General features: G+C 53.9%; 15 protein-coding genes. 5 read left to right on the top strand and 10 right to left on the bottom strand.

Annotation, left to right across the window (positions count from 1 at the left end):
* Nucleotides 1-15: 15 nt before the first annotated feature.
* The 4 genes from hyi to allA all read right to left on the bottom strand — a co-directional run bounded on the left by hyi (nt 16) and on the right by allA (nt 4050).
* Nucleotides 16-792 carry a hydroxypyruvate isomerase gene (hyi, locus tag ACVXHP_RS17825; protein ID WP_447571942.1) on the bottom strand — a complete coding sequence of 259 codons (777 nt, stop codon included), beginning with the start codon at nt 790-792 and terminating at the stop codon, nt 16-18.
* A 12-nt stretch (nt 793-804) separates the two neighbouring features.
* The gene (gene gcl, locus ACVXHP_RS17820; RefSeq protein WP_200007610.1) at nt 805-2586 is read right to left on the bottom strand and encodes a glyoxylate carboligase; all 1782 of its coding nucleotides are present in this window, start codon (nt 2584-2586) and stop codon (nt 805-807) included.
* An 84-nt stretch (nt 2587-2670) separates the two neighbouring features.
* Entirely contained in the window at nt 2671-3522 is an 852-nt protein-coding gene (gene allR, locus ACVXHP_RS17815) for an HTH-type transcriptional repressor AllR (RefSeq protein ID WP_200007612.1), read from the bottom strand.
* Between the two features lie 45 nt (nt 3523-3567).
* On the bottom strand, nt 3568-4050 hold the full coding sequence (gene allA, locus ACVXHP_RS17810) for an ureidoglycolate lyase (RefSeq protein ID WP_200008112.1): 483 nt from the start codon (nt 4048-4050) through the stop codon (nt 3568-3570).
* A 227-nt stretch (nt 4051-4277) separates the two neighbouring features.
* On the opposite strand from allA, the gene allS reads away from it, so the two are divergent.
* Both allS and mnmH read left to right on the top strand, forming a co-directional pair.
* Nucleotides 4278-5204 carry an HTH-type transcriptional activator AllS gene (gene allS / locus ACVXHP_RS17805; protein WP_447571941.1) on the top strand — a complete coding sequence of 309 codons (927 nt, stop codon included), beginning with the start codon at nt 4278-4280 and terminating at the stop codon, nt 5202-5204.
* 69 nt (nt 5205-5273) lie between these two features.
* Nucleotides 5274-6365 (top strand): tRNA 2-selenouridine(34) synthase MnmH, encoded by a 1092-nt coding sequence (mnmH, locus tag ACVXHP_RS17800; protein WP_447571940.1) that lies wholly within the window; start codon nt 5274-5276, stop codon nt 6363-6365.
* Between the two features lie 3 nt (nt 6366-6368).
* Here the strand turns inward: mnmH and ACVXHP_RS17795 are convergent, their stop codons facing one another.
* From ACVXHP_RS17795 to ybbA, 6 genes are all read right to left on the bottom strand, one after another.
* Nucleotides 6369-7028, bottom strand: a complete 660-nt coding sequence (locus tag ACVXHP_RS17795; RefSeq protein ID WP_003831085.1) for a methionine ABC transporter permease — start codon at nt 7026-7028, stop codon at nt 6369-6371.
* Nucleotides 7021-8037 (bottom strand): virulence-associated ABC transporter ATP-binding protein SfbB, encoded by a 1017-nt coding sequence (gene sfbB / locus ACVXHP_RS17790; protein WP_200007618.1) that lies wholly within the window; start codon nt 8035-8037, stop codon nt 7021-7023. The genes ACVXHP_RS17795 and sfbB overlap by 8 nt, the downstream gene beginning before the upstream one ends.
* Nucleotides 8038-8099: 62 nt before the next feature.
* Entirely contained in the window at nt 8100-8930 is an 831-nt protein-coding gene (locus ACVXHP_RS17785; RefSeq protein WP_038638419.1) for a MetQ/NlpA family ABC transporter substrate-binding protein, read from the bottom strand.
* Nucleotides 8931-9214: 284 nt separating this feature from the next.
* Entirely contained in the window at nt 9215-10348 is a 1134-nt protein-coding gene (locus tag ACVXHP_RS17780) for a porin (RefSeq protein ID WP_042310002.1), read from the bottom strand.
* 187 nt (nt 10349-10535) lie between these two features.
* Complete coding sequence (gene ybbP / locus ACVXHP_RS17775) at nt 10536-12950, bottom strand: putative ABC transporter permease subunit YbbP (RefSeq protein WP_447571939.1); 2415 nt, start codon at nt 12948-12950, stop codon at nt 10536-10538.
* Nucleotides 12947-13633 (bottom strand): putative ABC transporter ATP-binding protein YbbA, encoded by a 687-nt coding sequence (gene ybbA / locus ACVXHP_RS17770; protein ID WP_200007622.1) that lies wholly within the window; start codon nt 13631-13633, stop codon nt 12947-12949. The genes ybbP and ybbA overlap by 4 nt, the downstream gene beginning before the upstream one ends.
* On the opposite strand from ybbA, the gene tesA reads away from it, so the two are divergent.
* The 3 genes from tesA to ACVXHP_RS17755 are packed head-to-tail and all read left to right on the top strand — an operon-like array spanning nt 13604 to nt 15939.
* A complete protein-coding gene (gene tesA / locus ACVXHP_RS17765; protein ID WP_032932667.1) occupies nt 13604-14227 on the top strand; it encodes a multifunctional acyl-CoA thioesterase I/protease I/lysophospholipase L1 in 624 nt (207 codons plus the stop codon). The genes ybbA and tesA overlap by 30 nt on opposite strands.
* A gap of 28 nt (nt 14228-14255) precedes the next feature.
* Nucleotides 14256-15026, top strand: coding sequence for an SDR family oxidoreductase (locus ACVXHP_RS17760; protein ID WP_003835790.1), 771 nt, complete (start codon nt 14256-14258; stop codon nt 15024-15026).
* 58 nt (nt 15027-15084) lie between these two features.
* The gene (locus ACVXHP_RS17755) at nt 15085-15939 is read left to right on the top strand and encodes a co-chaperone YbbN (protein WP_233612639.1); all 855 of its coding nucleotides are present in this window, start codon (nt 15085-15087) and stop codon (nt 15937-15939) included.
* The last annotated feature ends 34 nt before the right edge of the window (nt 15940-15973 follow it).

The raw sequence follows: 15973 nt of genomic DNA, 5'->3' as shown, positions 1-15973 counted from the left end.
GAAATTACTTACAAATTATCGATACTGATTAATCCACGATAATCCCGCTTCGGTGGTAGTCAGCGGCTTATATTCGCAACCGACCCAGCCGTCATAACCTGATTTATCAATAAACTTAAAAATAAAGTCATAATTGATTTCCCCAGTCCCTGGCTCTCCGCGACGAGGGTTATCTGCAATTTGCAAATGACCTATTTTATTTGCCCACGTAGTCATGGTTTGGGTTAACTCCCCTTCCATGCGCTGCATATGATAAATGTCATACTGAATTTTGATATTATCGCAACCGACGCTATCAATTAACACTAACGCCTGATGCGTACCGGTGAGATAGAAGCCAGGAATATCAAAATGGTTGATCGGCTCAATCAGCAATAAAATATCTTCTTGCGCTAACATGTTGGCCGCATAGCGCAGATTTTCCACCAGCGTTTGCTGGATCTGTTCAGCCGAAAAACCCGCCGGTGTTTTACCTACCAGGCAATTGATTTTTCTATTACCTAGCCCCTTTGCATAGCGAATAGCCGCCGCTACACCATCACGAAATTCTTCTTCGCGACCCGGAATACAGGCGATACCACGTTCACCCGCCGCCCAATCTCCGGCGGGGAGATTATGCAACGTATGCTCCAGCTTATTGGTCTGCAGTTTTTCTTTTAATACGTTAATGTCGTAATCGTAGGGAAACATAAACTCTACGCCACGAAACCCCGCTTGCGCCGCTTTGTCGAAACGCTCAAGGAAACTGTATTCCAGAAACAGCATGGAAAGATTGGCTGAGAACCGTAACATCTGTCACCTCCTCTATTCATATTTCATAAAACAGGTTTCGGTTGGCGCATCAACTGCACCGTCTGCAACCTCTTCAAACTCGGTCACATTATCCAACTCGCTACCCATCGAGATGTTGGTCACTCGCTCAAGGATCACTTCGACAACAACCGGAACGCGATACTGCGCCATCAGGGCTTTGGCTTGTTCAAACGCCGGAGCGAGATCTTCAGGTTTGAAGACACGAATGGCCTTACAACCTAATCCTTCTGCCACTTTGACGTGATCGACGCCATAGCCGTTCACTTCGCTGGAGTTGATATTTTCAAACGCCAGTTGGACGCAGTAATCCATATCAAAAGCACGCTGCGATTGACGAATCAGGCCCAGATAGGCGTTGTTGACCAGCACATGGATGTAAGGAATGTTGAATTGCGCGCCTACCGCCAGTTCTTCAATCAGGAACTGGAAGTCAAAATCCCCCGAAATCCCGACAACATTGCGTGTTGGATCGGCAACACAAACCCCTAATGCCGCAGGCAGCGTCCAGCCGAGAGGGCCAGCCTGACCGCAGTTGATCCAATGACGCTCTTTAAACACGTGCAGCATTTGCGCGGCGGCAATTTGTGATAATCCGATGGTGGTGACGTAGCAAACGTCGCGACCAAAGGCTTTATTCATCTCTTCGTAGACACGCTGTGGTTTCACCGGGACGTTGTCGAAGTGGGTTTTACGCAGTAACGTCCGCTTACGCTGTTGGCATTCATCAACCCAGCTATTCCGGCAAGGTAAACGCCCGGCTTTCTGCATTTCCTGAGCGACGTCAATCAACAAGGTCAGCGCGGCTTTGGCATCAGAAACAATACCTAAATCCGGGCACAGAACACGACCAATTTGCGTCGGTTCAATGTCGATATGAATGATTTTGCGCCCTTCTGTGTACTTCGAGACGGAACCGGTATGACGGTTAGCAAAACGGTTACCAATACCGAACACCATATCAGAAGCAAGCAGCGTGGCATTTCCGTAGCGGTGCGCGGTTTGTAGCCCTACCATGCCGGCCATTAACTCATGATCGTCAGGGATACATCCCCAGCCCATCAACGTCGGGATAACCGGTACATGAGTCAGCTCCGCAAAACGTTGCAGCAGTGCGGAAGCATCAGCATTAATCACCCCGCCCCCCGCTACGATGACCGGACGTTCCGCCTGGATCAGCATTTCCAGCGCTCTCTCAATTTGCTTGCGGCTGGCGGCAGGTTTGTACACCGGCAGCGGCTCATACATGTCGGGATCGAATTCGATTTCTTCAACCTGGACATCAAAAGGCAAATCGATCAGCACCGGCCCAGGGCGACCTGAGCGCATGACGTGGAATGCCTGCTGTAAAACCCGAGGTAGCAGTGCCGCTTCACGTACCGTTACCGCCATTTTGCTGACCGGCTTAGCAATAGATTCAATATCGACAGCCTGAAAATCTTCCTTATGCAGGCGGGCACGAGGCGCCTGGCCGGTAATGCATAAAATAGGAATAGAGTCGGCAGAGGCGGAATACAGCGCAGTGATCATGTCAGTTCCTGCTGGGCCAGAAGTGCCAAGGCAGACGCCAATGTTGCCTGCAGCGGCACGCGTATAACCTTCCGCCATATGGGAGGCGCCTTCAACGTGGCGAGCCAGAATGTGACGGATGCCTCCGTGCTTGCGCATTGCGGAATAGAACGGGTTGATTGCCGCTCCAGGCACGCCAAATGCGGTGGTGATACCTTCTTTTTCCAGCACATACATTGCCGCGTCAACGGCTCTCATTTTTGCCATTTTCTTTCTACCTCTTTTTATTGGAAAGTTTTTCCAACTTTAAAAAAATCCAAAAAAGTCCCGCTCCTCTGAGCGGGTTACGACTTAAGCTACGGGTGCTTTTAAGCCAAGCGCCGTACTGATATCTCGTGCGGTATCCCGTACCAGCTCACCCTGACTGATAAAACGCTCTTCCGTCAGTCTGGATGCGGGCCCCGAAATAGAGATGGCAGCCACTACACTGCCTGCATCGTCATAGATAGCCGAAGCGATGCAATTCAATCCAACAACATGTTCTTCGTGATCGACGATATAGCCATTCTCGCGCGCCTGTTCCAGATTACGCAGCAGAGTAGGAAAATCCACCAACGTGTTCGGCGTAAACTGCTGCAAACCCGTTTTCACGACAATGTCCATTAACTCTTCTTCCATCAGCGGATAAAGCAGTGCTTTCCCTGCGCCGGAAGCATGCAACGGCATACGGCTGCCCAATGGTGCGCACATCCTGACCATCGATTTGCACTCCTTCTGGCCAATCAGCACCGCTTCAGTGCCATTACGAATCGCGACATTAACCGTTTCGCCTGACAGCAGCATTAATCGGTGCATAAACGGTCCGGCTACCGACAGGACGTCGCGATTATGAATATACGCGGAGCCCACATTGAAGACGCCTAAACCGATGTGCCACCAGCCTAACTGGCTGTCCTGATAGACAAAATCAGCACCCTGTAAAACCTTTAACAGGCGAAAAGTAGTGGAGAGCGGTAAATCCAGACTGCCGGAAATATCGCTGACTGACGAACTCCCCCCACTTCTTTCGAGATACTGCAAAATCGCAATGCCTCTTTCGAGCGCCTGAGCGCCTTTCTGCGCAACCGGCTCCGCCTGTCCAGGCCTGCCGCGCCGTCTTACTTCCGTCTCCACTACATTTACTCCGGCCCAAAATATGAGCATAAACAATGAACAATATGCTCATATTAAGCAAGAAGGCCAATAGCGTCACGCAAAACAGAGTTCATGTGCCGGGATACGTTCAACATCGCAATTATCGCTACCACCGCGATCGACCGTCAGAAAATCGGTCACGGTTTGCCAGGCAAACAGCGGGTGATGCCAGACGTTGCGGTGGTAATTCACGCCCTGTTGACCATTGGTGATAAAGGCTTTTAAGGTGGAAAGATCGGGTTTGTCCTCACCAAGCGCGACAATCACCACAAACGCTTCGCCCTTCATGGGCATAAATGCCTGGGTGCCCAGCGGGTGGCGCTCCAGCTCATGCACAACGATGGGCATCGCTGCCGGTTGCGCACGGTTAATGCTGATGAGCGTCCGGTCCTGCTCAAGGATCTCGACATTGGCCAGGTCGTGATAACGCTCAACCAACCCATCATTGATATGAAAAAAATCACGTTTATGGGTTTCTATGACATCGCCATAGGCGCTGAACGTGTGCTGATTTAACGGTAATACCTCAAGTTTCATCATCTTTTCCTTGTAACTAAATTCCTCTGAACCGCAGCCAGAACCCTTAGCGGCTTCAATATCATGCAATCTAAAACCTTCAGGATTTAACATCAACACAAAAGTTGGAATATTTTTCCAAAATTCGATTTAGACCACAATTTAAACAAGGCCATTATGTAAAAATACTTATAAATCAGAGAACAAGAAATCAGGCTTGCGGAAGAGCATTCAGGGAGTAGCTGACGATGTTTGATCCAGAAACACTGCGTACTTTTATTGGCGTAGCCGAAACAGGGAGCTTCTCCAGGGCGGCAGATCGCTTGTGTAAAACCACGGCCACCATCAGCTACCGCATTAAGCTGCTGGAAGAAAATACCGGGGTTGCTCTGTTCTTTCGCACCACCCGCAGCGTCACGTTAACCGCCGCGGGCTCGCATCTTCTTTCTCAGGCAAAAGACTGGCTCGCCTGGCTGGACAGCATGCCCAGCGAATTACAGCAAGTGAACGACGGCGTAGAGCGTCAGGTGAACATCGTGGTCAACAACCTGCTGTATAGCCCGCAAGCCGTTGCTCGCCTGTTGTCCTGGCTAAATGCCCGCTATCCCTTTACTCAGTTTCACTTTTCCCGGCAAATTTATATGGGCGTCTGGGATTCATTGCTATATGAAGGATTCTCTCTGGCCATCGGCGTCACGGGCACTGAACCGATGGCAAACACCTTTACCCTCGATCCTTTGGGGTCTGTTCAGTGGCGGTTTGTTATGTCGGCGAATCATCCATTGGCTGAAGTCAGCGGTCCATTAACGGAAGCGCAACTGCGCCGTTTTCCGGCGATCAACATTGAAGACAGTGCGCGCACCCTGACCAAACGTGTCGCGTGGCGGCTTCCCGGTCAAAAAGAGATTATTGTCCCGGACATGGAAACCAAAATTGCGGCGCATCTTGCTGGAGTGGGTATCGGCTTTGTTCCGCAACCGCTGTGCCAGCCATTGCTTGATAACGGGCAACTGGTCAGTAGCATTATTCCCACCATGCGCCCCCCTTCGCCCTTAAGTCTCGCCTGGCATAAGTTTGGCGCAGGTAAGGCTGTGGAAGATATTGTGACGTTATTTACGCAGCGAAAACCAGAAATCGCCGAATTTTTAGCAATTTTCAACAATGCACGCGATTGAAAATCAAGTCATCCTGCTATTTGGCGCGTAAAATGATACGCAAGATGATTTGAGGTTTCGTTTTTTACTATGCAAGACACACAAACAGCACAGGACTATCGCGCGATTCTGCTCGCCGGTACGCCCATAATCGATGTACGCGCCCCCGTCGAATTTCAACAAGGCGCGATGCCGGGCGCAGTCAACCTCCCCTTAATGAACGATGACGAACGTGCCGCCGTCGGTACCTGCTATAAACGTCAGGGGCCTGAGGCTGCCCTCGAGTTGGGCCATCAACTGGTCTCGGGCGAAACCCGCCAACAGCGCATGAACGCCTGGCAGGATGCCTGTCGTCAGCACCCACAAGGATATTTATGCTGCGCGCGCGGCGGTCAGCGTTCGCATATCGTGCAGCAATGGCTGCGCGAGTCCGGCATTGACTACCCGCTGATACAAGGCGGCTACAAAGCTCTGCGCCAGGCAGTCATACGGCTAACGGAAGAATTGGTGCAAAAACCGATCGTCTTAATTGGCGGCTGTACCGGGAACGGTAAAACGCAACTGGTGCAACAGCAGCCGAACGGTGTGGATCTCGAAGGACTGGCGCACCATCGCGGTTCTTCGTTTGGACGTACCGTGGAGCCGCAGCTGAGCCAGGCGAGTTTTGAAAACCTGCTGGCGGTCGAAATGCTCAAAACGGACAGCCGACAGGATTTGCGCCAGTGGGTGCTGGAAGATGAAGGCCGGATGATCGGCGCTAACCATCTGCCCGAATGCCTGCGCGAGCGCATGACCGAGGCATCCATTGCGGTGGTGGACGATCCTTTTGAGCTGCGTCTGGAGCGTCTGCGCGAGGAGTATTTCGTGCGCATGCACCACGATTTTACCCAGGCTTATGGTGAGCGCCAGGGCTGGGAGGAATACAGTGAGTATCTGCACCACGGCCTGTTCGCTATCCGCCGTCGTCTGGGGTTACAGCGTTTTGCCGAGCTGACCGCCCTGCTGGACGTGGCTCTGCGCGAACAGCAGTCGACGGGCAGTACCGACGCCCACATGGGCTGGCTGGTGCCGTTGCTCAACGAGTATTACGATCCGATGTATCGCTATCAGCTGGAAAAGAAAGCCGCGAAAATCGTCTTTCGCGGCACATGGCAGGACGTGGCCGGATGGCTTAACGCGTAGTGATCAGTGTCTGTCGCGCTTATCCGCGCGTTTTGCCAGCCAGTCGCCCAGCACCTGGACGACCTGCACCAAAATAATCAGCGCGACGACGGTGACGATCATGACCTGGGTTTCATAGCGGTAATAACCAAAGCGAATCGCCAGGTCACCTACCCCGCCGCCGCCAACGATTCCGGCCATCGCCGAGTAACCGATCAGGCTCACCAAGGTTATCGTCAGCCCACGCAACAGCCCCGCGCTCGCCTCAGGTAACAGAACGGTGCAGATGATGCGCATCGGGCTGGCGCCAAAAGCTTCCGCCGCCTCAATAATGCCTTTATCCACTTCTCGTAGCGCGCTATCAACCAGCCGGGCATAGAAGGCGATAGCCGCCACCGACAGCGGGACCGATGCCGCAATTGGCCCGATGGTATTGCCGAGCAAAAACTGGGTGAGCGGTAGCAGCAGCACCAGCAGGATCACAAACGGTACCGAGCGGATAATATTCACCAGCACGGAGCTGAGCAGATATACAAAACGGTTCTGCCAGAATAAATGCCGGTCGGTGACGAAAATAAGAAAACCGAGCGGCAAACCGCCAATAATCGCCAGCACTGTTGAGATGCTCAGCATCTGGAAGGTTTCATTAAACGCCAGCGTCAAATCAGGCAATAAATCATCCACGAATCACCTCCACTTGTGCAGTACGTTGACGGATATGTTCTACGGCCACATCCACCGCAGAAGGGTTATGCGGCGCGGTGAGTTGCACCACCAGAATCCCCAGCGCGCGTTCGCCGATATATTCAATTTTGCCGTGCAGAATGTTCACCGCCACGCCAAATTTAACGGCAACTTCTGACAGCACAGGCTGTTCCGCCGAATCGCCGATAAAAAGAATTTTCAGCAACTGGCCGGGAAGATGCTGGCGCAGACGTTCAGGTAACGTCAGATTGAGGGTATGCGACACCAGTTGCTGGGTGAAGGCGTGCTGCGGGTGAGCAAAAACGTCAAACACCTCACCGGACTCCACCACCTTGCCGCCGGACATTACCGCCACGCGATCGCAAATCGATTTGATCACGTTCATCTCGTGAGTGATCAGCACGATCGTGATCCCCAACTGCTGGTTGATCTGCTTAAGCAGCGCCAGAATCGTGGCCGAGGTTTCGAGATCTAACGCGGAAGTGGGTTCATCACACAGCAACACATCCGGGTGATTGGCAATCGCACGAGCAATGCCAACGCGTTGCTTCTGACCCCCGCTGAGCTGAACCGGAAAACGGTTCGCCTTATCAGACAGTCCGACCAGCGCCAGAATCTCGGTGACGCGTGGACCAATCTTGCTGCGTTCCCATCCGGCAGCCTTCAGGCTAAAGGCAACGTTTTGCGCCACGGTGCGGGTATGCATCAGATTAAAGTGCTGAAAAATCATGCCAATGCGCTGACGCGCTTTACGTAACTGCGTTCCTTCCAGCGCAGAAATTTCTACGCCGTTTACCTTCACGCTTCCCTGGCTCGGACGCGTTAAGGCGTTCAAGGTGCGCAGTAGCGTACTTTTCCCCGCGCCGCTGGTCCCGACAATACCAAATATCTCGCCCGCGCCAATGTGCAAGCTGACGTCATCAACCGCCCGGGTTGAGGGTCCACGGCCTGCGGTGAAATCCACGCAAACCTTTTCAATCTCAATCATATCCACCTCAGAAATGCGAAAAGGGCAGTCGTCGCTGCCCTGTTAACCCTTGCATGCAGCGATTATTGGGCTGCCGACATCCATTCCGGTTTCTGGAAGGCGCTGTAGATGTTTTGCGGATCGTCGATCACCGCGCGATACGCCGGCGACTTCACCGCTTCAACAATATCTTTCGCGAACGGTTTATCCGCATCTTCACTGCGTACCGCAATGATATTTTTCAGGTTTTCGTCCAGATGTTCTTGCTTGATGGCACTGGAAAGATCCAGTTTTGCCGCCACGGCAAAGTTACCGTTGACCAGCGCGCCGGTCACACCGTCCAAAGTGCGCGGCAGCTGTGCCGCTTCCAGGGGTTTAAACACCAGCCCTTTCGGATTGCTGGCGATATCACGCTCGGAGGCTTTCGTGGGATCGATATTGTCTTTAATGGTGATAAGACCAATGGATTGCAGGAAACGCAGACCGCGGGCCAGGTTGGTCGGATCGTTGGACAGCGTGATCACATCCCCTTTTTTCAACTCATCCAGGCTTTTAATTTTGTGCGAGTAAAACCCCATCCCGGCCGTTGGGACCACAATCAGCTTGCTCAGCTTCAGCCCTTTATCGGCGGTGAACTTGTCAAAATAGAGTGAGTGCTGGAACAGGTTGGCATCAATGCTGCCGTTGGAGAGCGCCATGTTCGGCTGCACATAGTCGCTGAATTCGCGCACCACTACCTTATAGCCTTTCTCTTTCAGCGTAGGGGCAATGGCCTGTTTCACCATATCGCCATACGGCCCAGGCGCGACGCCAAACACGATGGTATGCGGGTCACTATTCGCATGAGCAAATTGTAATCCGCAGGCCAGTAACAGCGCCCCGGTCGCGACGCGTAAACTCTGACGCAATCCCATATTTTCTCCATTTTAACGTTGTGGTGTCATGTCTCACGCCGTTCAGGCGGCGTTGTTCTCATTGGCCTGATAACAGGCAGATTTCTAACATGACACAGATCACAACCCGCTGTCCTTGAAATTATTTCATGATGTTGCGAAATGTGTTTTCAAATGAGAGAAGGCATGAAAAAGCCGGATGTCGGCACAAGTGCCTTATCCGGCCTACACATAACGTGATCACCCTGCTCCCGTAGGCCCGATAAGCGCAAGCGCATCGGGCGTTCCGTTTGGCTGGCGTTCGATTAGAAGTCGTAACGCAGACGCACCAGGTTCATATCGCCCAGGTTGTCGGTGCTGGAGGTAAAGACGTGTTCGTAATCCACACGGAAACCGTAATCCAGTTGGAAGCTGATACCCACACCGTTGTCGGTACGCAGATAGTTACGACCATTCACATATTCGATACGATCGCCCATAAAGTAAGGCTGAACAGATTTCAGCGCATACTGACCAACCGGGAAGGTATAACCCGCGAAGTATTCCAGACCCCACGCATCACCGGCAAAGTAGTCGTTAACCGAAACTTTTTTGGTGGTCATGAAGTTTTGATACCAGCCGCCGCCCATTGAGAAGGTCCAGTTATCCGGTTTCCAGCTCAGTGCGGTACCGACGATATTTTGATCGTAGGTTTTGTTGCCGTCGCCGCGCATTTCCGCACGGGTATAGTTCCACGCGGTACCCCAGGTCAGGTCATCGGTGATGTGATAATCCACCCCCAACGAACCGCCGCCTTTACGCTTGTAACGCAGGCCGTTGTTCGGGTTGTAATCATCGCTAAACAGATAAGATGCGTAGAGATCGACATCACCCACCGTTTTCTTATACTTCAGCGATTTACGTGTACGATAGGAACCGTCATAGTCGCCATTGATACCGTTACCTGGCGCCTGACCGATCATATCGTAGTCCCAGATATCCGTTTTCGCCCCGACCACGTCATAGTAAATACTGTTCTGTTGACCAAAGGTCAGCGTACCCCAGGTCGCGCTCTTCAGACCGGTGTACAGCATACGACGCGTAGTATCGTTGGCGCCGTCAGCGTAGTGATTATCCCAGTTGAACATGGCCGGGAAGTTAACGCCCAGCTCGTAGTAGCTCACCCAACTGATGTCATCAAACAGATAGTAATCTGCGGCGAAGCGGAAACGCGTCCCGCCGTCGAAGCCATTACGTTTGTAGCCATTCTTACCATCGTCACCGGCCATATTCTGGAACTGCGGACGAATACTCCCGCCGACGGTGAAGTTAAGACGGCTCAGCGGATCGCCCGCCTGCGGATCTTGTTTCAGGACCGTGATTTCCGCCTGGGAAGCGAAAGTCGTTAATGCCACTGCTGCGCCGATCGATACCGCCAGCGCCGTTTTTTTTATAGTCATTATTTGTACCTTGATAGATAGCCTGCCAATTATTCAGCATACAAATATTAACGTTTATTAATACACTCGTGTTGTTGGGTTTTTATTGTTCTGTGCTGTTAAATATCAAGGAGTTATCAATTTGTGCTACATAGATAAAAAAACGCACCGATTTAAAAAACCGGTGCGTAATCATCACTGACAGGAATTAACTACTGAACTGACGGAACAGCGCTTTACCTTTTAGCAGACGTGAACCGAGCCATCCGCCGCAGAGAGAGAGGAGCAATGCCCCACAAAGCGGCAACACAACCCACAGCCGCCAGTCTGGCTCCCACGGGAAATCAAATACGCGGGTTTGCAATACAGCCAGCGCGGTTTCCGCACCGATGGCCGCCACCAGCCCGGCGACCATCCCGAGCATGGCGAACTCGCACCACAGCGTAGTACGCAACAATTTCTTGCCTGCTCCCAGCGTGCGCCAGACCACCAGTTCCTGATGACGTTGACGCATCCCCACCTGAACCTGCGCCAATAGCAGCAACATGCCACAAGCGGTAACCAACACCACCATCACCTCCAGCGCCCTACTTACCTGCTCCAGCACCTGGCCCACCTGTTTGAGGATGGCGCCAATATCCAGCAGGCTGATGGTCGGGAATTCGCGGTTAAGCTGCGTCAACATGCCGTTGCCGTTCTCCCAACGAAAGCTGGTTAACCAGCTCTGGGGCTGATCGTCCAGCGCACCGGAAGGGAAAATAAAGAAGAAGTTAGGCCGCAGGCTTTCCCAGTCCACTTTACGCAGGCTGCTGACCGTGGCGCTGAAATCCTGGGTATCGCCCATAAAGGTCACCCGATCGCCGAGCTTCACGTTTAACCGCTTCGCCAGCCCTTCTTCCATCGACACTTCACCCGCTTTTGGCGGCCAGCTTCCGGCGGTTATCGGATTATGATCCGGTCGGGTATCCTGCCAGGTCAGATTAAGCTCGCGGTTAAGCGCCTCATCCTGGTTGCCTTCGGTTGGCTTCTCATTAATAGCCGTCAGACGCGCCCGTACTATCGGATAGAACGATTCCGGGATCACCTGATGTTCCGACAGGAATGATTTCAGCGGTACCACCTGTTCGGTGGCAATATTGATCAAGAAATAATTTGGACTTTCCGGCGGCATTTGCTGCTGCCAGCGGTCGAGGAGATCGCCGCGCAGCACCAGCAGCAGCGCCAGCAGCATAAAGGAAAGTGAAAATGCCGACAGTTGGCTCAGCGTTGACCACGGCTGGCGCAACAAACGACTGACCGCCAGGCGCAGCGGCAGCGAGGTGAGCGTCAGACCACGCAGCACGTTAAGCAGCATCCAACCGAGCACGCCGCACACCAGCGCCAGTACGACCGCCCCGGCCAGCACGGCCCATAACAGCAGGCTTCCACCCATCAGTCCAGCGAGCAGGACGACCACAACGACCAATACTACCGGCAAATAAAACTTCAGCGGCCAGACGTTTGCTACTACATCACGGCGTAACACACGTAGTGGCTGCGTCGCCAGCAGTAGCCGATAAGGACGCAATCCTACCAACAGCGAAATTACCGTCATGGTGCCTAAGGCCCACAGCCACGGCCAGGGGCTGGCGGGCGGCAGCTCGCCGGGCAGGACCGGCCTGAGTAACACCACCAGCGCGTGCTCAAACACCAGCCCGAAAAGCCCACCGGTAACGCCAGACAACGCCAGCACCATCAGCCATTGACCAACAATCAGCCTACGCAGTTGCGCTCTACCCGCGCCGAGCGTTTTCAGTATAGCCACCAGATCGTAACGGCTACGGCAATAATGACTCATCGCCACAGCAACCGCGGCAACTGCTAGCAGCAGCGTTAACAGCGCCGACAACAGCAGGAACTGTTGCGAACGCTCCAGAGATTTCCCCAGCGCGCCTTCATCCTGCTCCAGCCCGTACCAGCGCTGTTCGGGCTTTAACTGCGGCAGCAGCCATTTCTCATAGGCTTCCAGTTGCTGCGGCGTTCCGCCAAATTTATAGCGCCAGGTCACGCGGCTTCCCGGCTGGACCGCCGCCGTTTTTTCGACATCCGCCATACTCATCATCAGGCGCGGCGCTATCTGGAACGGATTAAAACCGGAGTCCGGCTCCTGCACCACCTCTCCGGCAATGCGCAACGTGGCATCACCGACGTCAATGGAATCACCGACTTTTAAGTTGAGCAGCGCCATCAATCGCGGGGCCAGCAGCACCGAGCCTGGCTGTGGTTTCAGCCCCGGCGGATTAGTTTGCAACGTGCCGTACATCGGATACACGTCATCTACCGCTTTGACGTTCGCCAGTTGCGGCGTGTCACGGGCAAAAGTCATGGTCGCAAAAGTCAGTTGTTCGCCGACTTTCAAACCCTGCTGCCGCGCCTCGTCAATCCATGCTTTCGGCACGCTACGCGAACTTTGCAGCGCGCGATCTCCCGCCATAAACTCGCGGCTTTGCTGGCTCAGCCCTTTTTCCATACGGTCGCTGATGTTCCCCAGCGCCAGCACGCAGGCCACCGCCAGACTCAGCGCCAGCCAGACAATCAGTAATGAAGGCGAGCGCCATTCGCGCCAGAACCAGCGTGCAATCATGCCTCCTCCTGCAACTGTCCATTCACCAGACGTAAGCGTCTGTCGCAACGCGCCGCCAGCTGTGGGTCATGGGTTACCAGAATCAGGGTGGTGCCGTGTTCCCGGTTCAGAGAAAACAACAGGTCGGCAATTTTGTCTCCGGTCTGGCGATCGAGGTTGCCCGTCGGCTCATCGGCAAACAGCACGTCAGGGCGACCGTTAAAGGCCCGTGCCAGCGCCACGCGCTGCTGCTCGCCGCCGGAAAGCTGGGCCGGAAGATGATCCAGACGTTTTCCCAGCCCCAGTTGCTCGAGCAGCGTTTTGGCCCCGTCGCGGCTTTTTCCGCTGTTTTCACCACGCAACAGCGCGGGCAGTTCGACGTTTTCCAGCGCGTTCAGGGTCGGGATTAGCATGAATGACTGGAAAACGAATCCCACATGTTTTGCCCGCAGCTGCGCCCGCGCTTCTTCATCCATGGTGTGTAGCGCCTGCCCCACCAGACTCACTTCACCGCTGGAACCATCGTCCAGTCCGGCGAGGATCGCCAGCAGCGTGGATTTCCCCGATCCCGACTCGCCAATCAGCGCAATGGTCTCGGCGCGTTTGACAACCAGTTCAACTCCGGTAAGGATGGATAGCTCATGATCACCCTGACCGACGGATTTCTTAAGACGATGAACTTCAACAATGTTTTCCGCTGGCATTGGCCTTTCCTGTTCCTGGTTCTGTTAACTTTCCGCGCCGCCGCTGCGGACACGTTATTAATTCTGGGTGACAGCCTGAGCGCCGGATACCGTATGTCCGCCAGCGCCGCGTGGCCTGCGCTACTTAATGATAAATGGCAAACCAAAACGCCGGTGGTGAATGCCAGCATTAGCGGCGACACCTCGCAGCAGGGTCTGGCCCGTCTGCCTGCATTACTGAAGCAGCACCAGCCGCGTTGGGTACTGGTCGAACTTGGCGGCAACGATGGCCTGCGCGGCTTTGCGCCTGCGCAAACCGAGCAAACCCTGCGCACGATTTTGCAGGACGTGAAAGCGGCAAATGCCGAACCGCTATTGATGCAAATTCGTCTGCCGGCAAACTACGGTCGCCGTTATAATGAAACCTTTAGCGCGATTTATCCAAAGCTCGCCAAAGAGTTTGATATCCCTCTGCTGCCCTTTTTTATGGAAGAGGTTTATCTGAAACCCCAGTGGATGCAGGATGATGGTATTCATCCTAATCGTGACGCCCAGCCGTTTATTGCCGACTGGATGGCGCAACATCTCACTCCTCTAGTTAATCACGACTCGTAATTCAACGGAGATCCTGACAGGTAAAGTTATGCAAAAATCGGTCTTAATAACAGGATGTTCCAGCGGAATCGGTCTGGAAAGCGCGCTTGAGCTAAAGCGCCAGGGTTTTCAAATTCTGGCTGGCTGCCGCAAACCTGACGATGTCGCGCGTATGAACAGCATGGGATTCACCGGCGTATTGCTGGATCTGGATTCACCCGAAAGCGTGGATCGCGCCGCCGATGAGGTGATCGCCCTGACCGATAATCGTTTATATGGGATCTTTAACAACGCCGGATACGGTGTCTACGGCCCACTGCCCACGATTAGCCGTGAGCAGATGGAGCAGCAGTTTTCCGCCAACTTTTTTGGCGCACACCAGCTTACCATGCGTCTGTTGCCCGCCATGCTACCTCACGGCGAAGGACGCATCGTGATGACCTCCTCGGTAATGGGATTGATCTCAACGCCGGGACGTGGCGCCTATGCCGCCAGTAAATATGCGCTGGAAGCCTGGTCCGACGCGCTGCGTATGGAGCTGCGTCACAGTGGGATTAAGGTCAGCCTGATTGAACCGGGTCCCATCCGCACCCGCTTTACCGAAAACGTTAACCAGACGCAGAGCGATGCCCCCGTTGAAAACCCCGGCATTGCCGCGCGGTTTACGCTGGGGCCGGAAGCGGTTGTCGCCAAAGTGCGTCATGCGTTCGAGAGCGACAAACCCAAGCTACGTTATCCGGTTACGCTGGTCACCTGGGCAGTTATGCTGCTTAAACGCCTGCTGCCAGGCCGCATAATGGACAAAATTTTACAGGGTTGAGTTGAAGCTCGCGCGTCAGCCCCCATGTAACAAGAAATCGACAAAAGAGAGTAACTCCATGTCCACACAGAATATTGTTAACATTAATGAATCTAACCTGCAGCAGACCCTTGAACAGTCGATGACCACGCCGGTCCTGTTCTATTTTTGGTCTGAGCGCAGCCAGCATTGTCTGCAATTAACGCCGGTGCTGGAGAGCCTTGCCGCCCAGTATAATGGTCAGTTTATTCTCGCTAAGCTCGACTGCGACGCCGAACAGATGATCGCCTCCCAGTTTGGTCTGCGCGCGATCCCCACGGTTTATCTGTTCCAGAACGGTCAGCCGGTAGATGGCTTCCAGGGCCCGCAGCCAGAAGAGGTTATTCGTGCGCTGCTGGATAAAGTGCTGCCGAGCGAAGAAGAGCTGAAAGCGCGTCAGGCTATCGAGTTCATCGAAGCCGGGAATCACGCGGATGCGCTGCCGCTGCTGAAAGAAGCCTGGCAGATCTCCAACCAGAGCAGCGAAATCGGCCTGCTGCTGGCGGAAACGCAAATCGCCCTCAATCGTTCTGACGATGCCGAAGCGGTGCTGAAAACAATTCCATTGCAGGATCAGGATACCCGTTATCAGGGGCTGGTGGCACAGATTGAACTGCTGAAGCAGGCGGCGGATACGCCGGAAATCCAACAGTTGCAGCAACAGGTTGCCAGCAACCCGCAGGATGCCGCGCTGGCCACGCAATTAGCCATTCAACTCCATCAGGTCGGGCGTAACGAAGAATCGCTGGAATTGCTGTTCAGCCACCTGAAGAAAGATCTTACGGCAGCCGACGGTCAGGCGCGTAAAACCTTCCAGGAGATCCTTGCCGCGCTGGGAACCGGCGATGCCTTGGCCTCGAAATACCGCCGCCAGCTGTACGCGCTGCTGTATTAATCGTTTGATTTTGCCCGATGGCGCTTGCGCTCAT

The organism is Citrobacter freundii complex sp. 2025EL-00176 (assembly GCF_053309355.1).
The sequence above is the reverse complement of the archived record's forward strand: the minus strand, read 5'-3'. Positions and strand labels throughout refer to the sequence as shown.

Bases quoted from the DNA above. Each gene is read 5' to 3' on its own strand.
- allS (WP_447571941.1), top strand. From the start codon at position 4,278: ATGTTTGATCCAGAAACACTGCGTACTTTTATTGGCGTAGCCGAAACA.
- allA (WP_200008112.1), bottom strand. From the start codon at position 4,050: ATGAAACTTGAGGTATTACCGTTAAATCAGCACACGTTCAGCGCCTAT.
- sfbB (WP_200007618.1), bottom strand. From the start codon at position 8,037: ATGATTGAGATTGAAAAGGTTTGCGTGGATTTCACCGCAGGCCGTGGA.
- allR (WP_200007612.1), bottom strand. From the start codon at position 3,522: ATGCTCATATTTTGGGCCGGAGTAAATGTAGTGGAGACGGAAGTAAGA.
- ybbP (WP_447571939.1), bottom strand. From the start codon at position 12,950: ATGATTGCACGCTGGTTCTGGCGCGAATGGCGCTCGCCTTCATTACTG.
- hyi (WP_447571942.1), bottom strand. From the start codon at position 792: ATGTTACGGTTCTCAGCCAATCTTTCCATGCTGTTTCTGGAATACAGT.
- mnmH (WP_447571940.1), top strand. From the start codon at position 5,274: ATGCAAGACACACAAACAGCACAGGACTATCGCGCGATTCTGCTCGCC.
- ACVXHP_RS17755 (WP_233612639.1), top strand. From the start codon at position 15,085: ATGTCCACACAGAATATTGTTAACATTAATGAATCTAACCTGCAGCAG.
- ACVXHP_RS17785 (WP_038638419.1), bottom strand. From the start codon at position 8,930: ATGGGATTGCGTCAGAGTTTACGCGTCGCGACCGGGGCGCTGTTACTG.
- gcl (WP_200007610.1), bottom strand. From the start codon at position 2,586: ATGGCAAAAATGAGAGCCGTTGACGCGGCAATGTATGTGCTGGAAAAA.
- tesA (WP_032932667.1), top strand. From the start codon at position 13,604: ATGAACTTCAACAATGTTTTCCGCTGGCATTGGCCTTTCCTGTTCCTG.
- ybbA (WP_200007622.1), bottom strand. From the start codon at position 13,633: ATGCCAGCGGAAAACATTGTTGAAGTTCATCGTCTTAAGAAATCCGTC.
- ACVXHP_RS17780 (WP_042310002.1), bottom strand. From the start codon at position 10,348: ATGACTATAAAAAAAACGGCGCTGGCGGTATCGATCGGCGCAGCAGTG.
- ACVXHP_RS17760 (WP_003835790.1), top strand. From the start codon at position 14,256: ATGCAAAAATCGGTCTTAATAACAGGATGTTCCAGCGGAATCGGTCTG.